The organism is Mycolicibacter acidiphilus, from assembly GCF_018455725.1.
Taxonomy (GTDB): domain Bacteria; phylum Actinomycetota; class Actinomycetes; order Mycobacteriales; family Mycobacteriaceae; genus Mycobacterium; species Mycobacterium acidiphilum.
In genome coordinates, this window is sequence record NZ_JAHCLR010000065.1 from 1 (window position 1) to 20868 (window position 20868).

Here is a 20868-nt window from a genome sequence, read left to right on the forward strand (position 1 = left end):
ACGCCGTCATGATCGGATTCGCCCTCGGCCGCAACGCAATTGCCCACTACATCCACCAACGACAAGCCCAACCCGCCACCGTCTGACACGCGCCACACCGGACCAGTCTGCCCTCCGGTCAGTCCCACCCGTCCCGTGAAGCACGGCGAACTCACACGCATCGCCAGCACCATCACAACACGCCGCCGAACACCAGCCCGACCGAGCGGCGAACTCCCGCGCCGATCGACTAGAGTTTTCAACACCTATTCCTACAGGTCCCCCGCCCCCGGGGACGTGTTGAAAACCCCATCGACGCTGACCAGGCCGCTCTTGGCATTGGGCCTTGGAACGCGAAGAGTCCATTTCGGGAACGCGTCCAGATCCCCTGCCACAATCGTGCGCCGCAGAGGAGATCCAGATGAAAACGTCGACCAATCCCGGCAGTGCCAGGCCCTGTGGCGTATTGCAGGAGGTCGCTTGATCGCGCGGCCCTGTGGGCAGCCGTCTAGCCGAACCTAATCCCCGACGTCGTCCAGAAAAATTGCTTGCGCACAGTATCTCCAGAGTCGCAGTCGATCGGCGTCGTCGTCCTGGGTTGCAGGCAGGTAGTGCTCTGGGCGCTGGTGGCGGTCGTGCCAGAATCGGCCGGTCGGCGGAGCGGGCTTGGTCGCGGCCAACCAGACGGCCGTATCGGCACCTTGCTCTGCCGAGCGCAGGACTGGACCGGCCAGCCGCCGAAAGGCCGGCAGGGATGCGGCTACCCCGGGGGTATCCACCCAGCCGGGGTGCATGCAGTACAGCGAGATTCTCTGGGCTTTCCAACGGTCGGCCAGAATCGGGGTGAGGGCTACCTATATCCGCTTGGTACGTGCGTAGGCAGTGGCGCCACGATAATGGCCGTCGCGGTATTCGGGGTCATCGACGGGTAGGGCTTGGGTGTACATGCCTCCTGACGACATCAGGATCGCCCGCGGGTCGGTGGATCGGGCCAGCATCGGGATGAGCAGTTCGGTGAGCAGCACCGGACCCAGGACGTGGGTGGAAAGAGTCAGTTCGTGGCCGTCGGCGGTTTCGGTTCGTTGCGGGGGCAGCACGCCCGCGTTGTGGACGAGTATGTCGAGCCGCCGCAGTCGGTTGGTCAGGTCGGCTGCAAACTCGCGCACCGCATCAAGGTTGGCGATGTCGCAGACCTCGACGCTGAGCTGTCTGCCGGGATGGGCAGCGGCGAGTTCGTCGCGGGCTCGTTCGCCGCGCTCGCGGTTGCGGACGGTCATCAGCACGTGTGCTCCGAGCACGGCCAGCCCGCCAGCGATTGCCTTGCCTATCCCACTGTTGGCGCCGGTGACCATGGCGGTCGTACCACGTAGGGCATCGGGGGCAGGGTCGCGCGCCCAGTGGTGTTGGCGAAGTTGATAACCGATTTGGCTGTATCCGGGGACAACAGCTCGGTCCAGCACCGAGTCGAGAAGCGAATATCCCCGTTGTCGAAGATTCATTGCGGTCAACCCTCTTGTCAGCGCAACGGTATTTCGGTGAGCATCTGTCCGGTCGGTTGCGGTGATCCGGAGCCGGGTTCAACGGTGAACCCGAGCGCGGTCGAATCCCCCAGTCGCGGGATTACGGCGGTGGTCGACGGTGCCACGGCTTGGCTGTCCATGGTGCCGGCCGAAGCCGCACCGGCTGGGCTGAGCAGCCACATCTGGTAGACGGTCCCGGGTTGTGGTGGCGGCACATTGTTCATGATGAGCACTCCGGCGCCGGTGTCACGGGAGAACAGTACGGTCGCGGTACCGGTGGCCAGTGGGCTTGAGACGCTTCGCACGTCTGGTGCTGTCAGCACTCGATCAGCGACTGTCGGTGCGGCGGTGGGTCGCAGGGCGATGCCGGCGCCGAATGCCGCCAGCGCCGCGACGATCGCGGCTACCGAGGCGGCGATTATCGCGCGCCGGCGCGGATGAGCTGGGGTCTGACCGTTCACCAAGGCCATGATGGAGTGGCGCAACTCGGCGGGGGGTTCGGTCGCTGTTGAAGCCGAGACAATCGCCATCGTTTCGCGGATCACGCGCACCTCGCCGCTGAAGGCGCGTTCGACCGCCGGCGAAGCGGCGGCGATCCGCCGGTCGATCTCAGCGCGGTCATCGGCGGAGACAGCATGCAGTGCGTAGGGTGTCGCCAGCGTCAGAAGGTCAAAGTCGGTTGGTTCGGTCATGATGCACCCAGACAGCCACGCAGGCCGCGCAGCGCTTCGCGCATACGGGATTTGATCGTCGATATGTTGATCGAGAGTCGTTGTGCGACTTCGACGTACGTCATGCCACCGTAGTAGGCCAGCTCGACGCATGTTCGTTGACCTTCAGGAAGGCCACCGAGGCAGTCGACGACGCGTCGTTGTTCCTCACTCACCATGACCGCGTCGACAACCACATCACTGGGGGGCTCCGCGCTGGCGGCGCCGTAGCGTGACTCGCGACGGCTGGCGGCTTGTTCGCTGCGTACGCGGTCCACGGCGCGGCGGTGTGCGAGGGTGAGCAGCCAGGCGAGTGCGGACCCCTTGGTCAGGTCGTAGTTCGTCGCGGTCCGCCACACTTCCAGATAGACCTCCTGGGTCGTTTCTTCGCTGTATCCGGTGTCACGAAGAACCCGATGAACCAGCCCGTAGACGCGGGCCGCGGTCTGGTCGTAGACGATGGCGAACGCCGCGGCGTCACCGCGCGCAACGCGCTGCAGCAGCGTATCCAGGTCGCTGGTAGCGGTCGGGATCTTGGCCATTGGCCGGTAGCCTAACCGCCGCAAACGCTCCGACGGGGCCGAAAGTCGATCCTCGACCACGGTGCCTGCGACAGTCATCAGGCCAACCCTTGAGCGTTACCGCACGGCTGGGCGCGCGAATGTCCATTGGTGGACGTCGAGGTACCCAGAGCGGAAGCCCGCCTCGGAGTAGGCCAGATAGAGATCCCACATCCGTGCGAACACGGGGTCGAATCCCAATGCCTCCAGCATGCCGCGATGCTGACCGAAGCGTTGCCTCCACAAGCGCAGGGTTTCAGCGTAGTGGGTGCGCAGTGAGTGCATCTCGACGGTCCGCAGGCTGGTGTGCCGGCTGGTGACGCTCTGGATCTCCTGGGTGGAGGGCAGCATGCCGCCGGGGAAGATGTACTTCTGAATCCAGGTCCATGTGTTGCGGCTGGCCATCATCCGATCGTGGGGCATGGTGATGACCTGAATTGCCATGCGGCCGCGCGGTGCAACCAAACGATTCAGTGCCTGGAAATAGGTGGGCCAGCCGCGGTAGCCGACAGCTTCGATCATCTCTACTGACAGCACGGCGTCGAAGTGTCCGAATACCTCGCGGTAGTCACAGAGTTCGATGTCGACGCGATCGGAAAATCCCGCGGCCAGAACCCGTTTCCGGGCCAACTTCTGTTGTTCCGCGGACAGCGTGATGGATCTGACGTGCGCGCCTCGGGCGGCGGCACGCAAGCACAGTTCGCCCCATCCGGTGCCGATTTCTAGTACCTGGGTGCCGGCGCGAACACCGGCCGCATCGAGCAGTCGGTCGATCTTGCGGTGTTGCGCTGCGGCGAGTTCACCCCATGACGCCGGTAATCGGTCGAACAGCGCACTGGAGTAGGTCATCGTCTCGTCGAGGAAAAGCGCGAAGAGATCGTTGGACAGGTCGTAGTGGGCGGCAACGTTGCGCCTTGCCTGACTTGGGTTGTTGTTGTGACGGTGGGGCTGTCGTGCGAGCACAACGGGTCGCAGGCATTGCAGTGGTGCCGGAACCATGTGGCCCATTGCGCTGGCCAGCAAGGTCAGCAGGGCGACCAAGTCAGGTGAGTCCCACTCGCCGGCCATGTAGGCCTCGCCGAAGCCGATCAGTCCGGACCGGCCGATTCGGCGGGCCAGCCGTTCCGGCTCGTGGATGACCAACGCTGGCGAGTCCGGGTCGGCTGTTCGCAGGCTTCGGCCGTCGGGGTAGATCAGCTGCATCGGCAACCGTTTGGCAGCGCGGCGCAGCAACTTGTCGGCCAGTGCGGCTGACGCGGCCGCTACCGGTCCGGATGGAACGCGGGCCAGCTGCGGCCATGAGGTGAGGTCGGTTTGCGGCCTCGCCGCTTGCACTGAGTCGGCCGCTTGCACCGAGTCGATCGTGCTCATCGTTTCACCATCGGAACTTTGCGAAACCATAAACCTATGCCCTGCAAGCGAATACGCGTCGAGACCAGCAGCGGCGCCAGAGGCGAGAGCAGCTGCATCCGGGCAACCCGACCAGCCGTAGCCGGGTTTCCGGTGCCGCGCATGGTGGCGGCGAATATTGGCCGGCCGTCCTGGTAGAGCGTGATGTCGATGCTCACGGTGTGCGTTGGCAGTGGTGCCCGGACCAGGTAGTGCCCCGACACGGGGTTGAACGGCGAGACGTAGAACTGCTTTTCCACGCGGACCGCCGTGTCAGCCGGCGGCAGCAGGTAGGCATGGCGCTGACCGTAGGTGTTGTGCACCTCGGCGATCACGTGACGCAGATGTCCGTCGCGGTCGTGGCACCAGAAGACGCTGATCGGGTTGAAGACGTAGCCCAGCACCCGGGCTTGCAGCAGGGCGGTGATCCGTCCGCCGGGAACCACGGCGTCGTGCGCTGTGAGGAAGCGGTCGACGCGCTGACGCAGTGTGTCACTGCTGCTGCCTTCCAGGTGGTCGCTCGGGTTGAAGCAGGCAAACGGGCGCAGCCACCCGGGCAGTGGTGGCGGGTCGTCGATATCGATGTACCAGCTGTAGCTGCGGTAGCCGAAGTAGTGGTGGACCGGTGTTTGTCGTCGGTGGGTGATCTCGGTGCGGTAGATCGCCGGTGTCAACATGCGAAGTCCCTGGCGGGGGTGGTGGCGTCGGCCCAGTGGGCGCCGAGGCGTCGGGCCGCCCGAACCCCGGATGCGGCACCGTCTTCGTGAAATCCCCAGCCGTGATAGGCCCCGGCGAAGGCGATGCGGTCATCGTCGAGGTTCGGGAGTAGCCGCTGCGCCGCAACGGATTCGGGGGTGTAAAGGGGATGGTGATAGGTCATCTCGGCGATTACCGCATCGGGGTTGATCCGATCAGCGCCACCGAGCGTCACCAGGAACCGGCGGTCGGCGCGGATGTGCATCAACCGGCTGACGTCGTAGGTGACCAGCACTGGGTCACGGTGCGGTGTGATCAGGTAGTTCCACGATGCCCGGGCTCTGCGGCGTCTGGGCAGCACCGATACATCGGTGTGCAGCTGGGCGTGGTTGGTCGAGTAAGGAATCGACCCGAGAACGCTGCGCTCCTGCGCCGTGGGTTGGGCGAGCAGGCACAGTGCCTGGTCGGGGTGAATTGCCACGACCGCCGCATCGAACAAGCGCTGGCCCCTTCCCCAAGCGTCGACCAAGACCCCGCCTTGTACGCGACGCAGCGAATGCACCGCACTATTGGTGAAGACTTCGTCTAGCTGCGCGGCGATCGCGGCCACATAGGTCGCCGAGCCACCGGCGACGGTGCGCGAGGTCGGGGACCCGAGGACCGAGAGCATGCCGTGGTGATGGAGGAAGACGAACAGGTATCGGGCTGGGTAGTTGAGTGCATCATCGGCGGGACAGGACCAGACTGCCGCGACCATCGGCGCCATGAAGTGGTCGACGAAGAACGCGGAGAAGCGGTGCCGATCCAGGAATGCTGCTAGCGTCTCGGCGTCGTCGGGCGCCGAGCCCTGCAGGAGGGCCAGTGCGGCGCGGTGAAATTGGCTGATCTCGCGCAACATCGACAGGTACCGGGGTCGCAGTGATTGCCGGGCGGCGAACAAGCCGCCGAGACCGCGGGCACCAGCGTATTCCAGACCGGTGGCATCGTTGCGCACCGACATGGACATGCAGGTCTTTTGGCTGCGCACTCCGAGTTCGGCGAAAAGCCGGCGCAGCGTCGGATACGTTCGGTCGTTGAACACCAGAAACGCGGAGTCGACGGCGATGACGGTGCCGTCAGTGCAGCTGACCAGGTGGGTGTGCGCGTGACCGCCGAGACGTGCGTCGGCTTCGTACAGGATGACCCTGCTGTCGCGTGACAAGACGTAGGCCGCCGCGAGGCCGGAGATACCGCTGCCGATCACCGCGACCGAACGTCGTCTGCTCGCCACCGTGTCCATAGAAGTTATTCGGAGCTGAAGCGCATTCAGTTGACTGCACTGGTCAGCTGGCGAAAGCCGATCCCGGAATTGGCGTCCACCGGTAACGTCGATGGATGAATTTGGTGTTTTCCAGCATCGTCGACGCGCCACGCGACGAGGTCTTCGCTTGGCATGAGCGGCCAGGGGCGTTTGCCCGGCTGTCGCCGCCGTGGCAGCCGATGCACTTGCTGGCGGAGTCAGATTCACTGCGCGACGGCCAGGCTAAGCTTGCTCTGCCGGGTGGTCTTCGCTGGATCGCGCAGCATCAGCCCGACGGCTACGATCCGCCGCGACGTTTCGTCGACGAAGTCGGCGGAAGCACGCTGGCTTCACTACCGAAGCGAATCACGTTGCGGTGGCGACACACCCATGAATTCGACGAACTCGGTGACGGCAAGACGCGGGTGACCGACCGCGTTGAAACCCAGATACCGGCTTTAATGTTGCGGCCGATGTTCGTGTACCGGCACCGCCAACTCGCCGACGACCTTGCAGCACACCGGGACGCCAAAGACCACGGCCTGGCAGCGGCCACGGTAGCGGTCACCGGAGCTTCGGGACTCGTCGGCTCGTCCTTGACCGCGTTTTTGACCACCGGCGGCCACCGGGTGATCCGCCTGGTACGCCGATCGCCAACCAATCCTGACGAGCGCCAGTGGAATCCCGATGGCCCTGACCCCACTGTTCTGGCTGGGGTAGATGCGGTGATTCATCTGGCTGGCGCGTCGATCGCGGGGCGCTTCACCGACGCGCACCGGCAGGCGATCCGCGACAGCAGGATCGGCCCGACCCGCAAACTCGCCGAACTGGCCGCGCAGACCGAGCATGGGCCATCGGTGCTGATCTGCGCGTCGGCGGTCGGCTATTACGGCTACGACCGGGGCGATGAGGCGCTCACCGAGGCCAGTGAGCGCGGTGACGGCTTTCTCGCCGATGTGGTTGCCGACTGGGAGGATGTACTCGCGCCGGCAGAAGCTGCCGGGTTGCGGGTTGTCCGGATCCGGACCGGGATCGTGCAGTCTCCCCGAGGCGGCACGCTGCGCCTGCTGCGGCCGCTGTTCGCTGCCGGGCTCGGCGGTCGGCTTGGTGACGGCCGGCAGTGGCTGCCGTGGGTCGGGATCGACGACCTGGTCGACATCTATTACCGCGCCCTGTGGGACGCAGCCATGTCCGGGGCCGTCAACGCCGTCGCGCCCAACCCGGTGCGCAACAGTGAATACACGAAAACTCTTGGCCGGGTAATGCATCGCCCGACGGTCTTGCCCGTGCCGGGGCTGGGACCGCGGGTGCTGCTGGGTCAAGAAGGTGCCCGTGAGCTGGCCTGTGCGAGCCAACGCGTGCTGCCTGGTTACTTGACCGAAGTTGGCCACCGATTCCGTACCCCAAATCTCGAACATGCCTTACGGCACCTGCTGGGGCGCGCGGTGGCCACATGACTCGGGCAGGCTGCATCCGACCGGGCCGTCTCATGTCATGGCGCTGAAGGCCTGGAACAGTTCGCTGATCCCGTGGATGGCATCTTCCGGTGTCGGATGCGGCGAGTTGAGGAAGCCGAATAGATAGCCCGCCTCCGCCACCTCGGTCAACGACGGGTTGTCCAGCAGTGGGGTGATCTCATACGTCGTCGGATTGCCGAGATCGGTGATGAAGTCACCGATCCCTTTCTGCAGGCCGTTTCCCAGCGCGGTGAGAACATCGCCGAGATTGAGGTCAGTCGAAAACAATCCGGAGGCACTGACGACGTCGGCGTCGCCCGGTGCCCACCCGTGATCGATGCTGCCGTAGCCGAGGTTCACCAGGATCCGCATATCGGGTTCGAGCAGGTCGTACAGGGGCTGGCCGACTATCGGGATCAACTGCAGCGGTTCCAGCAGCGGCAGACCCTCCGACGGAATCATGTAGTAATCGACCATGGTGTCGGCCGCCGACGTGGGCAGCGCAACGGCGTCGCTGATCTGCTCCGGCGACAGGCTCAAGTAGGTGCCGTGCTCATAGATGAAGCCCAGGGCGGCGTTGAGGTCCGCGAGCAGGTTGAGCGGATACTTCGGAAAGTCCCCGACACCGTCGTACTCGTGGGTGTAGACGTCCGTCGGGTACAAGGTGCTCGGGGTCGCCACGTTGGCCTGGAGATATTCCGGGTAGAGCCCGCTGGTCGCGACGCTCATGCCGCCGACCGGGTTCGACGGGTTGCCGATCAGCACGAAGTGCACGTAATCACTGGGCACTCCCTGGCCGGCAAGCTGGCGCATGACGTCCGAGGAGATCGAAGCGCTCTGCGAATAACCGAACACCACGAGCGGGTTCTGGGCGCTGACGTCGCCGTCGGCGATCTTCTGCAGGATCGTGGAGTCGAGGATCTGCAGACCCCGCGACTGCGACGTTGCGCTGATGTTCTCGGGGGTGAACAGGGATTGCAGGGTGCCGCCGAAGCCGTGCGGCTGCAGGTACAGGGTGTTGGCGGCGTCGAGGTATAGCGGGCTCGGTTGCGGAATGCTGGTGCCCCCCATCAGCAGTGCGGTGCCGTCCCCGAGCGGTGAATCCGCCAGGTCCGCGCTGGTGAGACGAACCTGACCCGACCAGTCACCCGACACCTGCGTCAGCGGCGCAAGCGATGCAATCGGCAGCGAGGCTGCGATCAAGCCCCTGACAGCAGCGACAGCGAAAACTCCTGGAAGCCAGGGAACGCGCACCACCTCAGCCAGTGCGCGAAGTGGTCCGGGAATCATCACGGTGTGACCGCCGAGCGAGTCGGCGGAGCGCGGTGCCCGCTGTTGAGCAGGCTGATGTGCCCGCAGAGCACAGTAGCGAAGGTGCACCATAGCGGGTACACCACCAGAGGTAGTGCGCCTGCGCCCCGCGCCGCGACGGCTCGGCGGGCCAGGTCGACACTGCTGGCCGTAAGGCCGGCGCTGAGCACGGTGGCGGTACCGAAGCGGCGCCGGTTGAAAAACAGCCACGACCAGCCGGCGTTGAGCACCAAGTTGATGATCAGCGCCACCTGGTACGTGCCGCGTTCCCGGTCCCGGCCGGTGGAGTCCAACCGGTCGAGGGTGGACGCTGAGACGACGGCGATGTCTGCGTACAGCGCCGGCCAGACCACCGGGAAGACCTGACGGGGTGGCTGATAGGCGGGTTTGCGCAGCTGCTGATACCAGCGCGACGTGACCTGCGGGGCGGTTGCGCGAGCGCCGGCAGCGGCGGTGACGGCTACCGCTGCTGCAGTAGCAGCCAAAGTCGGAATGCGCACGGTGATCCTTTCGCTCAAAGACGGTCTGCGACAGGTATTGCGATCTCGTTGCGGCGCAATGCGGCAACTGTCCACGGAGGGTCGTAGAACCACGCGGCTGGGGCTCCGGTTGGCTCAAAGCCCAACTCGCGCAAGGCGTCCAGCAGTTTGGCGGTGTTCGCGGCGATGGCAAGCGGGCTTCGGTCGCCGGTGAACCTGCGCACGGCGAGCGTTTCGGCGGGGATGCCCACTATCCGCACGTCCGGGTCGTTGGGCTGCGGAAGTGCTGCCATCGTCTTGTCGGCCGGCAGGAAGAACCTGATCACCCATTGCCCGGTGGTACCGGCATGCTCGGCTACGGGGGCGGTCATCGCAATCTTGGTGGCGGTGTTGTTGCCGCCGAAGATGTAGCCGGCCAACCGCCGGAATCCGATGCTGCGCGCGGCCTCTTCGCCGGCGGCCACCGTCGTCTCGGCGGCGATGCGCTGCCCGTATCGGCGAATCTGCACGTTGGAGGTGAGTTGCTCAACACGGTAGGCCGGTTCCTCAGTCCCCTGCCGGACACCCACGACCGAGCCGGCCGCCTGCAGAACAGCCTTCGCCGTCGTGGTGATGGCCTTCAGCATGCTGGCATTCTCGGGCTGATGGTCTGTAAAAGGCGCGTAGCGCCGCCCCGACTGGTGCCAGGATCGACGAGACTGCCGAGCTGATCGCGTTGCATCAGATCACCGAGCCTAGCGCAATTCGAACCAGTTGTTCAGTTGATTAAGTATTCATTGAATGAAAGGCTCACCCGCATGGTCTGGACGCGGATGGCTGCTACGGTGACCGGGGTCCGCTCGTGGCTGGTGGCACTGGCCGTCGCCCTGGTGGCGGGTACTTTGCTGGGTCTCAGCGGCACCAACTCCGGCGCAACCCAGTCGCCGATCTCACTGCCCGACTCGTCAGAGTCCGGCCGGGTTGCGGCGGTGCTGAGCCAGTTCCCCGACGCCAATCACGCATCGGCGATCCTGGTCGTCACCCGCAGGGATGGATCGGTGCTGAATCCGGCCGATTTCGATGCCTCCGCGCAGGCCCTCGATCGCATGCTGCACGTCGTATCCGCCCTCGGCGGGCCATCGTCGCCGACCATCCCGTCGGCCGACGGCAGGGCGGCGATCGGCACGGTGCCGTTGAGCAGCGCGCTGTCGGGTTTCGCACTGCGCGACACGATCGCATCGCTGCGGGCCGCCGCCAGCGACGGACTGCCTGCCGATCTGATCGTGTCCGTCACCGGAGGGCCGGCGTTCGGCGCCGACATCGCCAACGCGTTCTCAGGCGCGAACGTCACCCTGCTGGTGGTGACCGCCCTGGTCGTCGCGCTGCTGCTGATCCTCACCTACCGGTCGCCGGTGCTGTGGCTGCTGCCACTGACGGTGATCGCGTTCGCCGACCGGGTCGCCACCGTGGTGGGGGCCGACGTCGCCAAGGCCGCCGGCGTCACCTTCGACGGCTCCACCGCGGGGATCACCAGCGTGCTGGTCTTCGGCGCCGGCACCAACTATGCGCTGCTGCTGATCTCGCGCTACCGGGAGGAACTGCGCACCAACGCCCACCACCGATCCGCGCTGCGCCGGGCGGTCCGGGCCGCCGGTCCGGCCATCGCAGCCAGCAACGCGACGGTGGTGCTGGCCTTGTTGACCTTGCTTCTGGCGGTGACCCCGAGCACCCGCAGCCTCGGTCTCTGCGCCGCCTGCGGGCTGCTGGTGGCCGCGGTGTTCGTGCTGTTCGTCTTGCCCCCGCTGCTGGGATTGGTCGGCCGCAAAGTGTTCTGGCCGTTCATCCCCCACCCCGCGGACCTCGCCGGCACGGCGACCGGGGGGTGGCATCGGGTCGCCGAGACGGTCGCCCGGCGCCCCGGACCGGTCTGCGCAGTCGCCGTCACCCTGCTGGTGGCGCTGGCAGGCGGACTGCTCGGTCTGCCGGTCGGGCTGTCGCAGATCGAGCAGTTCCGCATCCACGCCGACTCCGTAACCGGATTGCAGACCATGGCCCGCCATTTCCCCGCCGGCGAAGCGAACCCCACCGTCATCGTCGCCAACACCGCACAACAGGAACCGGTGCAACAGGCCATCAGCGAGACCACCGGCGTCGTCTCCGCAGCGCCGACCGGTGAATCCGGGGGCGGGCTGACCCGCTGGTCGGTGGTGATCAACGCCGCACCGGCCACCCCCGAGGCGTTCGACACCGTCACCGCACTGCGGGCCGCGGTCCGGTCCGTCGACGCCACCGCATTGGTGGGTGGCGCGGACGCCCAAGCCCTAGACATCCGTGCTGCCGCCGCTCGCGACCGTCTCGTGCTGATCCCGGTGATCTTGCTGGTCGTGCTCACGGTGCTGGTGGTGCTGTTGCGCGCGGTGCTCGCTCCACCGATTCTGGTCGCTGCGACCGTGCTCAGTGCCCTGGCCGCGCTCGGCCTGGGCGGCTGGGCCAGCATCCACCTATTCGGTTTCCCCGCACTGGACAACAGCACGCCGCTGTTCGCGTTCCTGTTTCTGGTGGCGCTCGGCGTCGACTACACCATTTTCCTGGTGACCCGCGCCCGTGAAGAGACCGCCGGCCACGGCACCCGGGACGCCGTGGTGCGCGCGGTCTCGGCCACCGGCGGCGTCATTACCAGTGCCGGGGTGGTGCTGGCGGCGGTGTTCTGCGTGCTGGGGGTGCTGCCGCTGATCGTGTTGACCCAGTTGGGCATCATCGTCGGGCTCGGCATTCTGCTGGACACCTTCGTGGTGCGCACCCTGGTCATCCCGGCGCTGTTCACACTGATCGGCGAGAAGATCTGGTGGCCTACCCGCCCAGCTGCCGGTAGCGGCGCAGCGCCTCGGCACGTTCTTGGCCGTGATCGACGATCGGCACCGGATAACCCGGTGGCCGGCCCGCTTTGCTGAGGTGGGCATCGGCGACGTGCGCGAGTTCGGGAACCCAGCGGCGGACGTAGTCGCCATCGGGGTCGAATTTGCGGCCCTGTGTCGTCGGGTTGAACACCCGGAAGTAGGGGGCGGCGTCGGTGCCGCATCCCGCGCACCATTGCCAGCCGTGCTGGTTGTTGGCCATGTCACCGTCGACCAGCTGTTCCATGAACCAGCGCGCCCCCCACTGCCACGGCAGGTGCAGATCTTTGACCAGGAACGACGCGGTGATCATTCGGACCCGGTTGTGCATGAACCCGGTCTGGTGCAGCTGGCGCATGCCCGCGTCGACGATCGGGAAGCCGGTCTCACCGCGCTTCCACAGCTCGAAGAGTCGTCGGGCATCCGCGCCTGTGTCGGTTTCGATCGCATCGAAGTTGCGATTCCAGTTGCGCCATGCGCTGTGCGGCCAGTGGTAGAGCACCGCCGCGTAGAAGTCCCGGAACGCCAACTGCCGCCGTAGCGCCGCCGGGCCGGCGCCCGGCCGGTCGAGGTCGGCGACCATCGTGCGCGGGTGGATGGTGCCGAACTTCAGGTGCGCCGACATCCGGCTGGTCGCATCGAGATCGGGCCGGTCCCGATCCTCCGCGTAGCCGGCCAAGACCGTGTCGCAGAACTGCGCCCAACCCCGCAGCGCGGCTCCCTCGCCGGCCGGCAGCTCAAGGCGCAGGCCCGGATCGGGGATCTCCACCGGCGCTGCGGCCGCAGCCGGCAGTGCAGCCGGATCGAGCCACTGCGCCGAGTTCGGCCCTGACCGCGCCGGCTGCCGCCAGCCGTGCTCCTGCCAGCGCCGGAAAAACGGGGTGAACACCTTGTAGGGGGTGCCGTCGTCTTTGACGACGCGGCCCGGCGACACCAGATACGGTGAGCCAGTCGTGGTCAGCGGCACGTCGCCCAACGCCGCCTGAACCTTCTCGTCGCGCCGTCGCCCAAACGGGGTGAAATCCGCCGAAACATGCACCGCCGCTGAATTAATCGCGTTGGCAATCGCTGGGATTCGTTCTTCCGGCCGGCCTCGGGTAACCAGCAACCTGCCGTCGATTTCGTCCCGCAGGCTCCGTAGGCAATCACCCAGAAACTGCAACCGACGTGCTCCCGCTGAGGCCTCCAGGACCGGGTCCAACACGAAACACCCGAGCACCTGTTCGTCGCCGGCGGCGGCCTCCAACAGGGCCGGCAGGTCACCGAGCCTCAGATCGCGGCGGAACCACAGCAGTATCGTCATCTCGACCGGCTCAGGGCGCGTCGAGCTCGGAGCGGAACCGGCCCATGGCCGCAATCAGCGCAGTGAACACCCGTCGCGCCGCCGTGAGATCGGCGTCGGGCAGTGCGGCCAACGCGTCATGGGTGTGCTGCTGCAGCGGGGTGAAGAACGCCCTGGCCGTGTCCAGGCCCAGTTCGGCGTAGCGCAGCACAATCTTGCGTCGATCGGAGGCATGATCCTGACGCCGCACGTGACCGGAAGCAATCAAACGATCAACCAGGTAGGTGATCCCCGCACCCGACAGGCCCATTCGCTGACCGAGCTCACCCGGGCTGATCGGCGTGCCGGCAGTCTCGGCGACCATGATGTGCAGCAGCGCTCGAAAGTCGGTGGGCCGAACCTCCTGCGAGCCGGCGAAAAGCTGGCCGATCTGCTCGGACTCGGCCGTCAGCGCACGCAGATCAGCCGATATCCCCGACTCCAACTCGGCCCGGCCGCTCTTACCCTGCTGACGGTTCATGACGATGTGCCAGCATATCCGCGCAGCGGCTCGATCGTTGAGCTGCGCTACGGACTGGACCTTCCGCGCACCCACCGGACCCGACAGCCTCTGAACCCGCAGAGAGCGAACGTGCATACGCTCGCGGCGACGGCCGAGCCGTGACTGACCATAACAACTATCCACGACACAACGTTGCATCTGCCGCGATAATATCGCGATTCTGCGATATTATCGCGGCATGAGTAACCTTTCGCACCTCGTGCACGGGATATCTTCCCTGGTCGAGCCGCTTCACGATGCGTTCGGCCACGCGCGGGTCCGAATCGACGACCTTGGCATCGCCCACGGCGACGACAAGCGGTGGTTGCGTACCACCCACTACCGCAGCGAGGTCTTCGACTACCTCGCCGGTCATGAGGCTGACGGATGGACACTCGACCGGAAACGCCATAGTCAGAATGGCGCCGTCCACCTGATCCATTCAGACGGAGATCTGGCACTGCGGCTCCTGCGGGAGGCGCCCACTCCTGGTGGGGTACCGTGCGCTGGTTCGAACACTCGCCGTCGTGCGTATTACCGCAACCGGCCGTGCGCCCAGCTGGCTTTGTGGGGAGAGCCCACGATCCCCTCCCACAACCTGCTGACGCTCTGGGACGAGCAGGAGGAGGAGGGAATCTCGCTTCGGGTGGTGCGTCCGATAGGACCTGGCAGTTCGCACCGGGGGGTGCCGATCGATTTCTCGGCCGACCTCCCGCGGACGCGGACCGACTTCGAATCGATGCGGTTCGAAGTTCTTGACGAAGGTCTCGACGAGACCGCCATCAGCTACGACGAGGAGGACGGCAGTGGCGGGAGCGCCTAGCCCTGGCGCCAGGTTGAACGACCTTCGTGAACTGCTGGAGCTGACACAGACCGAGTTGGCTCGGCTGGCCGGAGTACCTCAGTCGACCATCTCGGCGGTCGAAAGAGGCGATAGAGAACTGTCGTCGGCGCTAGTCGTCACGGTGTGCAACGCGGTACGAATGCCGCTGACGTTCTTCGATCCCCCCCCGATGGCGGTCGACCCCGCGGCGGTGCATTTCCGCAAGACCGCGGGAGCAGGCGCCAAGGCCACAAGGGCTGCGCTGCGCTGTTTCGCCGAGATGCAGCGCATCACGGGGCAACTCATGGACGACTCCGGCAGAAAGCAATTGTCCCTTGAGTCTGTCGCCGAAGATATAACCCCGGCTGATATCGAAGACATCGCCGCCGCCACACGCGATGAGCTAAGGATTCCCCGAAATCAACCCGTCTCACATGTCATGCGCGCCGTTGAGCGTTCGGGCGTTGCCGTCGCCCCACTGGTCCGACTCGGGGCGGAGCACCCGGCCTTCGATGGGCATTCGGGAATGTCCAGGGCAACATCAGATTCAGCACTGGTGATGTACGCCCCGACAGGCGCCGGAGACCGCCAGAGATTTACCATCGCCCATGAGCTCGGCCACTTGAAGCTTCATCGGCACCGAGACATTGCCGACGAGCGTTCCCGTGAGAAGGAGGCCCACCGCTTTGCCGGAGCGTTCCTGTACCCGCAAGAAGTGGCCGAAGAAGACCTCTCGGAATCTCTGAGCCTCAACGGGTACGCCCGGATCAAGGCTCGCTGGGGGATCGCCATACAAGCATTGATTCAACGCGGCCGGGACCTTCGCCTAATTTCCCCAGACCGCCACAGGTCGCTGATGATTCAGGTTTCATCAAGGGGATGGCGAAAAAATGAGCCGGTCGAGGTTGGTGTTGAGCAGCCAATCCTACTGTGGCACATGCTGTCTGAGATGTACGGAGATTCGCCTTACATGGCAGCGTCACACGACTTCGGCATCGACCCGCACCGACTTGAACTCTGGATACCGAACCGTACGGCTGCCCAGCGCAAGAGCGGAGACGGTGATGTCGTGCCACTGTTCAGACTGCAGCGAGCCTGAACGACTTTCCGAAGCCGCGGCCGCGACTGCGGCCTGAGGCTCTCACGTCAACACCCGGCGAAGGACCTGCCGCACGTTTCGGTTGTCGCCCAAGCTAGTCGGCGTGGTCGAGTCGTTCGAAAGCCTTTGCGGTGTAGGTGGTTTTGGCGTTGCCGCCGGTGGTGGTTTCGGTTTTCATGATGGCCTCGATGCGGATTCGGTCGCCGACGGCGAGGCCTTTGGTCTGGGCGGGGTCGATGCGGCCGAGTTTGACGGTGATGGTGTCGCCGTCGTCTTGTTTGATCAGCCAGGATGTGACGGCGCTGACGGTGAGGTACTCGCCGACGATGGTGATGCGCTGTTCATCCAGGTTGGTGTGTTCGACGGTTGTAGCGATGTGGGCTGCGGTGCCGGCGCTGATGTGGACCCGGCGGGTGGTTCGCGTGGGTTGTTGCCAGGCGATGTCGATGTCGAATCGGGCGCGGTCGAGCGTCTTGGCCAGGTCTCGCACCGCGGCCGCAGCGCGTGGCCCCAGGGTGCCAAGCAGATCGACGAACGCCGATTCGAGCGGGCTCAGGCCAATGTCATTGCCGGCGGCGAGCACGTCGATCGCAGCGCCGACAGCGGTGTCGAGCATCTGATCGTCGGATTCAAGTTCGACGAGCATCCCGGGGTCGCCGAGCTCGTCGTTGGGCGTGATGGCCGGGGTGAAGGTGAGGGCGATGGATTCGGGGGAGGTGGCAGCGCTCAGCAGGAGGTCAGTGCGGCGCTGCACATCAGCGGTGGGTTGTTTGCCGAGTTCCTTGTCACCAACTTGGGAGGCGCCGACGGCGGTGGCGAGTCGTTGAAAACCGGTCATGACGCGGGCAAGGTCGTTGACTCGGGCCGACGAGTCGCGGAGTCCGTCGCCGCTGATGTGGATGTTGCCCCGCGAGACCAGGACGCGCCCAAGCTTTTGGGTGTCGAGCATGGCTTCGATGCCGATGCGAGTCAGATCGTGGGCGGTGGTCCAGTCCGGGATTCGCTCGTCGATCGCCGGGTCGCTCATGGCCGACAGGATCGCCGACTCCAGCCTGTCGAGTTCGTCGTCAGGTGTAGTCATCGACAAGCACCTCCACGTAGCCGCACTGGGGCCAAGCGCTCGCCCTACTCAACCCTGCTCCGTCGGAGCCAGTGGCGATGCGCTGCAGCAGGTCATCCATGGTGCCGCGGTCGTGCGCGTAGTCGGTGTAGCGGTCATCGCGGGCACTCAGATCGGGTTGACAGTGCCAGGCCGCCAGCTGTGTGTCGACGTTGAGCCCGACGATACGGCGAATCTCCCCAGGGGAGGCAAAGGCGCGCAGAAGGTTTCGTGCGGTGTCATCCAGGCGGGCCTTGTCCAGCTCGACATCTTCGGCCCAATACACGCAGCCGACAGCCTCCGGCGCGGTGGACCCGGACAGGAACGTCCCGTGCAGCCAGGCGGCGTTGACGTGGACATGGCGTGCGAGCAGGTTGGTGGCGGTACGCCAGTGCCGCCACAACTCCGCTCGCACCTGGCCGCGGCCGTCGACGAATGTGGCCTGCAACTGTTCTCGTGTTGCCCGGTAGCGTCCCGGCGGCAGCACTCCGCCGGGCCCCAACGCTGGTATCACGGTTGCGCCCCCTATTCGCCTGTCAGTCCAGCACGATCACCGCTACCGTCCGCCGGTGGCATATACCACCGGCGTTGGATCGCCTGCTGGCACCCATGCGGCATCGTCATGCGACTCACCCAAGCCGACAGCGTCACTGAACAATGCCGCGGCGACATCGTCGATCGCGGCGATCGCCGCGTGCGCCGCCGCAGCCAGCGGGCCTGGGTCCGACTCGGCAGTGGCCAATGCGGCCGCCAAATCGTCGCGGGCGGCCAGCAGCGCACCCAGCCCGGGGGTGGTCGGCGCTGCCTGTTCGACCACGAACGCCTTCAACAGTTCGTCGAGGGCCCTGCGCTGGCGGGTGTTCATCCGGTGCGCCTCGGCCGGGACCTGATACTGGTCGGCCGCAGGGGGGCGCACCCCCACCGCGGCGAACGCGACGGTTTCGGGCACTTCGGCCAAGTAGGCGATGGCCCTGATCGAGGCATCCGTGGGCCGCGATGCGTAAGTGCCTTGTCGCAGGCGGTTGAGTGTCGCATGCGAGATGTCGTGGCCGGCCCGCTGGGCGAGGTCGGCAAGCCGGCGACCTGACGCCCCGTCGTGACGTTTGGCGGCGATCTCGATCAGGTCCATCAGCGACTTGCCGGCCTTAGCCATCACCGCACCGCCCATATCTTCCGTTTGACCACACCCGCGTGACCACCATTGTTCTGGCGCACGGAACACGAGTCAAGTGCAACACACCGACAACATAGCGCCGTAATGACTTCGATCGAATGTATCGTGCCACATGTGTCACATTTCGGTACGGATTTCAGGGCGTCTCTTCCCGACAACCAGACGGGGCCACAACGCACGCCCCAGGGCGTTTTCGAGGCTGGCCAGCGTCCCGATGTCGCACAGCACGGTGCCGGCCAGGATCCGGCCGATGGTGGTGTGCGCAATTCCGGTGGTGGCAGCGAGCGCACGTTGACCGGTCCCGGTCTCTGCCATCGCCACACGCAGGGCACGGGCGAGTTGCTGGGCGGCCGACGCCGACGGCGGGGCATCGGGAATCAACTGTCCGTCGGGCCATGCGCCGCTGTCCAGATACACAACAGGTTGCCGATCACCGTGACTGCGTGGCATCAGCCGACGATATCTCGGACCGACCTCCCGATCACTCGCGGCGAGCGCCACCCTTACCATTCCGGTGCACATATGCACCGTTTTGGAGGGTTCAGCAATGCCGTATCACGCCGTGACGTGGCGATCTCATGATCGCAGCACAGCTTACACTGGCACTGCCGTGGGAGCCTGCCATGGTTGAGGGCAGCCTGATCACCGCCGTGGACACCGTGGTGGCGGCCTGGACCGTCGATGGGGCGATGTCGACGCAGACCCTGGACAAGTTCGCGCTACTGGCCCGCCGGTTCACCCGATTCGCCGCCGCCTACGACGTCACCACCCTGGCCGGTGCCGACACCGAACTGGTAGCCAAATTCGTTGCCGCCAAAGGTCGCTCCCGTCACGGCACCGTCGGCGCGGCAGCGGTGGCCACCATGCACAACCGGCGCGCAGCACTGCGGGCGTTCTTCCGCACCGCGCGCCGTCTGGGCCTGACCCTCGATGACCCGACCACCGACATCGAGCTACCCGACCGGGAAGCCACCACGGTGCGGCCCCTGCACGACGAGGAGGCCGCCCTGGTGCGGTTGTTCGCCGAGCACGCCACACCGACCCGGCACGCCGCCACCACCGCCCTGCTGCTGGTCGGGGCACACACCAGCGAACTCGGCCACATCCGCATCGACGACATCGACCCCACCACCAACACGGTCTGGGCGCACGGATCGACCAAACACCGGCCCCGCCAACTGGCCCTGGACACCTGGGCCCGCCGCGTCATCGCCGATCGCATCCGACACCTGAGCGAGCAAGGTGCAGGCGCGGAGGCCATCGTCTGCACCGGCTCGGAGGGCTCCGACGCCCAGCGCCAAGCCCGGGTCTGCGTCACCGTCCGTGACGTACTCACGCGTGCCGGACTGAGCACCACCCCCGGAATCAAACCCTCGTCGCTGACCGCGCACGCCGCCCGCCGCGTCTTCGACGACACCGGCCGTATCGAAGCCGCCGCCCGCCTTCTCGGATCGGGCTCCCTCGACGGTGTCGCCACCCTTATCGGCTACCAGTGGCGCCAGGACGACTGAGCCGACCCCATGACCACCCAGCACCCGACCTCACCCCGGCACGATCGTGCCGATGAGGCGTTCGGTGCTGGCCGCATCACCCAACACACACTGCAAGCCCTACCCACTCCCGGCGACAACAACACCCTGCTCGAACTGGAGAAAGTACGAGCCGTCGCCTCCTACCCAGCGTTGTATGCGATCGCCGACCTGATCCCCGACCGGCCCCCCAACACCCCCGGGCGGCCCGCCCACTACCCAGCCTGGGTATCGGTCATCCACAAAGTGCTGCACGGCGCGTTCGGCAGCGCCAACCACGCCAGCCGGATCATGGCCAACCCCGAATACTGGCAGATCATCCGCCGACAAGCCGGTGCCAGCGGCAAGACCGCCCGCGAACAGCCCCCGCAGCGCCACCACCACTGCTACGCCCAAGACAAGATCGACGGACACATCGACGCCCTGCACCAGGGCCTGCTCGACACCGCCGCCAGCCTCGCCCGACAACTCGACTGCCTGCACCCCGACACCCCGGTATCGCGTACCAACCCTGCCCGCGGCCAATTCGTCGTCGGCGACGGCACCGTCGTCGCAGCACCACACCGCAAGAAGACCGTCGAACGCCGCACCGCCGAAGGGCGCCCTGCCGTCAACGCCCACACCGAAGTGCAGAACGGTGACGACAAACCCGAATACCGGTTCGGCACCAAATTCGCCATCCTCAGCGCCCGCCCCGACACCACCCGAAACCTGCGCGTCGTCCTCGACACCATGCCCGTCACGCACGGCAAAGGCTACAAAGGCGAAGCCGGCACCACCTTGACCATGCTCGACCACCTCACCAGGCGGCCCGACCTGCGCGTCGACGGCATCTGCTACGACGGTGCCTTCCGCGGCACCCACATCGACCACGTCATGAAACAAGGCCTGCTCGCCCTGGTCCCACCGCACGCCGGCACCGCGAAACCGACCCCACTGGCCACCATCGACTGCGGCTGCGGCGACACCCACAACATCTGGACCGACCAAGGCCGACTCCACGAACGCACGATCCTCGACACCGGCGAAAGCCACCTACAACCGTTGCCCATCGCCAAGGTCTACGAC

Annotated in this window: 20 protein-coding genes and 1 pseudogene; 6 read left to right on the forward strand and 15 right to left on the reverse strand. The window is 65.9% G+C overall.

Annotation, left to right across the window (positions count from 1 at the left end; genetic code table 11):
- Positions 1-497: 497 nt before the first annotated feature.
- The 6 genes and pseudogenes from KIH27_RS20140 to KIH27_RS20165 all read right to left on the reverse strand — a co-directional run bounded on the left by KIH27_RS20140 (position 498) and on the right by KIH27_RS20165 (position 6133).
- A pseudogene (locus KIH27_RS20140) lies at positions 498-1478 on the reverse strand (SDR family NAD(P)-dependent oxidoreductase).
- 17 nt (positions 1479-1495) lie between these two features.
- Positions 1496-2191, reverse strand: a complete 696-nt coding sequence (locus KIH27_RS20145) for an anti-sigma factor (RefSeq protein ID WP_214094749.1) — start codon at positions 2189-2191, stop codon at positions 1496-1498.
- On the reverse strand, positions 2188-2751 hold the full coding sequence (locus KIH27_RS20150; protein WP_214094750.1) for a sigma-70 family RNA polymerase sigma factor: 564 nt from the start codon (positions 2749-2751) through the stop codon (positions 2188-2190). Before KIH27_RS20150 ends, KIH27_RS20145 begins: the two co-directional genes overlap by 4 nt.
- 96 nt (positions 2752-2847) lie before the next feature.
- A complete protein-coding gene (locus KIH27_RS20155; RefSeq protein WP_214094751.1) occupies positions 2848-4140 on the reverse strand; it encodes a class I SAM-dependent methyltransferase in 1293 nt (430 codons plus the stop codon).
- Positions 4137-4835 (reverse strand): DUF1365 domain-containing protein, encoded by a 699-nt coding sequence (locus KIH27_RS20160; protein WP_214094752.1) that lies wholly within the window; start codon positions 4833-4835, stop codon positions 4137-4139. The genes KIH27_RS20155 and KIH27_RS20160 overlap by 4 nt, the downstream gene beginning before the upstream one ends.
- Complete coding sequence (locus tag KIH27_RS20165; protein WP_214094753.1) at positions 4829-6133, reverse strand: NAD(P)/FAD-dependent oxidoreductase; 1305 nt, start codon at positions 6131-6133, stop codon at positions 4829-4831. Before KIH27_RS20165 ends, KIH27_RS20160 begins: the two co-directional genes overlap by 7 nt.
- A 95-nt stretch (positions 6134-6228) precedes the next feature.
- On the opposite strand from KIH27_RS20165, the gene KIH27_RS20170 reads away from it, so the two are divergent.
- Positions 6229-7590 (forward strand): TIGR01777 family oxidoreductase, encoded by a 1362-nt coding sequence (locus KIH27_RS20170; protein WP_214094754.1) that lies wholly within the window; start codon positions 6229-6231, stop codon positions 7588-7590.
- Positions 7591-7620: 30 nt separating this feature from the next.
- On the opposite strand, the gene KIH27_RS20175 is transcribed toward KIH27_RS20170, so the two are convergent.
- The 3 genes from KIH27_RS20175 to KIH27_RS20185 form a co-directional block, all read right to left on the reverse strand.
- On the reverse strand, positions 7621-8793 hold the full coding sequence (locus tag KIH27_RS20175) for a PE-PPE domain-containing protein (protein ID WP_250150457.1): 1173 nt from the start codon (positions 8791-8793) through the stop codon (positions 7621-7623).
- Positions 8794-8879: 86 nt separating this feature from the next.
- A complete protein-coding gene (locus KIH27_RS20180) occupies positions 8880-9401 on the reverse strand; it encodes a TspO/MBR family protein (protein WP_214094755.1) in 522 nt (173 codons plus the stop codon).
- 14 nt (positions 9402-9415) lie between these two features.
- Complete coding sequence (locus tag KIH27_RS20185) at positions 9416-10006, reverse strand: SOUL family heme-binding protein (protein WP_214094756.1); 591 nt, start codon at positions 10004-10006, stop codon at positions 9416-9418.
- A 171-nt stretch (positions 10007-10177) separates the two neighbouring features.
- On the opposite strand from KIH27_RS20185, the gene KIH27_RS20190 reads away from it, so the two are divergent.
- Positions 10178-12310 (forward strand): MMPL family transporter, encoded by a 2133-nt coding sequence (locus tag KIH27_RS20190; protein WP_214094757.1) that lies wholly within the window; start codon positions 10178-10180, stop codon positions 12308-12310.
- Here the strand turns inward: KIH27_RS20190 and KIH27_RS20195 are convergent.
- Entirely contained in the window at positions 12210-13556 is a 1347-nt protein-coding gene (locus KIH27_RS20195; protein WP_214094758.1) for a cryptochrome/photolyase family protein, read from the reverse strand. The genes KIH27_RS20190 and KIH27_RS20195 overlap by 101 nt on opposite strands.
- 10 nt (positions 13557-13566) lie before the next feature.
- Positions 13567-14055 (reverse strand): MarR family winged helix-turn-helix transcriptional regulator, encoded by a 489-nt coding sequence (locus tag KIH27_RS20200; protein ID WP_214094759.1) that lies wholly within the window; start codon positions 14053-14055, stop codon positions 13567-13569.
- A gap of 220 nt (positions 14056-14275) precedes the next feature.
- Between KIH27_RS20200 and KIH27_RS20205 the strand changes: the two genes are divergently transcribed.
- Positions 14276-14899 carry a hypothetical protein gene (locus KIH27_RS20205; RefSeq protein WP_250150458.1) on the forward strand — a complete coding sequence of 208 codons (624 nt, stop codon included), beginning with the start codon at positions 14276-14278 and terminating at the stop codon, positions 14897-14899.
- Between the two features lie 13 nt (positions 14900-14912).
- Positions 14913-15998 carry a helix-turn-helix domain-containing protein gene (locus KIH27_RS20210; RefSeq protein ID WP_250150459.1) on the forward strand — a complete coding sequence of 362 codons (1086 nt, stop codon included), beginning with the start codon at positions 14913-14915 and terminating at the stop codon, positions 15996-15998.
- A gap of 94 nt (positions 15999-16092) precedes the next feature.
- On the opposite strand, the gene KIH27_RS20215 is transcribed toward KIH27_RS20210, so the two are convergent.
- From KIH27_RS20215 to KIH27_RS22775, 4 genes are all read right to left on the reverse strand, one after another.
- Complete coding sequence (locus tag KIH27_RS20215; RefSeq protein ID WP_250150460.1) at positions 16093-17025, reverse strand: hypothetical protein; 933 nt, start codon at positions 17023-17025, stop codon at positions 16093-16095.
- A 40-nt stretch (positions 17026-17065) separates the two neighbouring features.
- Positions 17066-17611, reverse strand: coding sequence for a DUF6932 family protein (locus tag KIH27_RS20220; protein WP_214094761.1), 546 nt, complete (start codon positions 17609-17611; stop codon positions 17066-17068).
- Positions 17612-17653: 42 nt separating this feature from the next.
- The gene (locus KIH27_RS20225) at positions 17654-18250 is read right to left on the reverse strand and encodes a hypothetical protein (RefSeq protein ID WP_214094762.1); all 597 of its coding nucleotides are present in this window, start codon (positions 18248-18250) and stop codon (positions 17654-17656) included.
- A gap of 138 nt (positions 18251-18388) precedes the next feature.
- Positions 18389-18721 (reverse strand): helix-turn-helix domain-containing protein, encoded by a 333-nt coding sequence (locus tag KIH27_RS22775; RefSeq protein WP_250150461.1) that lies wholly within the window; start codon positions 18719-18721, stop codon positions 18389-18391.
- Positions 18722-18894: 173 nt separating this feature from the next.
- Here KIH27_RS22775 and KIH27_RS20235 point away from each other — a divergent pair, with 173 nt between their 5' ends.
- Together KIH27_RS20235 and KIH27_RS20240 are read left to right on the forward strand one after the other, a co-directional pair.
- Entirely contained in the window at positions 18895-19782 is an 888-nt protein-coding gene (locus KIH27_RS20235; RefSeq protein WP_250150462.1) for a tyrosine-type recombinase/integrase, read from the forward strand.
- Between the two features lie 9 nt (positions 19783-19791).
- On the forward strand, positions 19792-20868 hold a 1077-nt coding region (locus KIH27_RS20240; protein ID WP_250150463.1), incomplete at its 3' end, for a hypothetical protein.

Excerpts from the sequence above, each read along its gene's own strand:
- KIH27_RS20145 (WP_214094749.1), bottom strand. The coding sequence starts at position 2,191 with ATGACCGAACCAACCGACTTTGACCTTCTGACGCTGGCGACACCCTAC.
- KIH27_RS20150 (WP_214094750.1), bottom strand. The coding sequence starts at position 2,751 with ATGGCCAAGATCCCGACCGCTACCAGCGACCTGGATACGCTGCTGCAG.
- KIH27_RS20155 (WP_214094751.1), bottom strand. The coding sequence starts at position 4,140 with ATGAGCACGATCGACTCGGTGCAAGCGGCCGACTCAGTGCAAGCGGCG.
- KIH27_RS20160 (WP_214094752.1), bottom strand. The coding sequence starts at position 4,835 with ATGTTGACACCGGCGATCTACCGCACCGAGATCACCCACCGACGACAA.
- KIH27_RS20165 (WP_214094753.1), bottom strand. The coding sequence starts at position 6,133 with ATGGACACGGTGGCGAGCAGACGACGTTCGGTCGCGGTGATCGGCAGC.
- KIH27_RS20170 (WP_214094754.1), top strand. The coding sequence starts at position 6,229 with ATGAATTTGGTGTTTTCCAGCATCGTCGACGCGCCACGCGACGAGGTC.
- KIH27_RS20185 (WP_214094756.1), bottom strand. The coding sequence starts at position 10,006 with ATGCTGAAGGCCATCACCACGACGGCGAAGGCTGTTCTGCAGGCGGCC.
- KIH27_RS20190 (WP_214094757.1), top strand. The coding sequence starts at position 10,178 with ATGGTCTGGACGCGGATGGCTGCTACGGTGACCGGGGTCCGCTCGTGG.
- KIH27_RS20195 (WP_214094758.1), bottom strand. The coding sequence starts at position 13,556 with ATGACGATACTGCTGTGGTTCCGCCGCGATCTGAGGCTCGGTGACCTG.
- KIH27_RS20200 (WP_214094759.1), bottom strand. The coding sequence starts at position 14,055 with ATGAACCGTCAGCAGGGTAAGAGCGGCCGGGCCGAGTTGGAGTCGGGG.
- KIH27_RS20205 (WP_250150458.1), top strand. The coding sequence starts at position 14,276 with ATGAGTAACCTTTCGCACCTCGTGCACGGGATATCTTCCCTGGTCGAG.
- KIH27_RS20215 (WP_250150460.1), bottom strand. The coding sequence starts at position 17,025 with ATGAGCGACCCGGCGATCGACGAGCGAATCCCGGACTGGACCACCGCC.
- KIH27_RS20225 (WP_214094762.1), bottom strand. The coding sequence starts at position 18,250 with ATGGCTAAGGCCGGCAAGTCGCTGATGGACCTGATCGAGATCGCCGCC.
- KIH27_RS22775 (WP_250150461.1), bottom strand. The coding sequence starts at position 18,721 with ATGCCACGCAGTCACGGTGATCGGCAACCTGTTGTGTATCTGGACAGC.
- KIH27_RS20235 (WP_250150462.1), top strand. The coding sequence starts at position 18,895 with ATGGTTGAGGGCAGCCTGATCACCGCCGTGGACACCGTGGTGGCGGCC.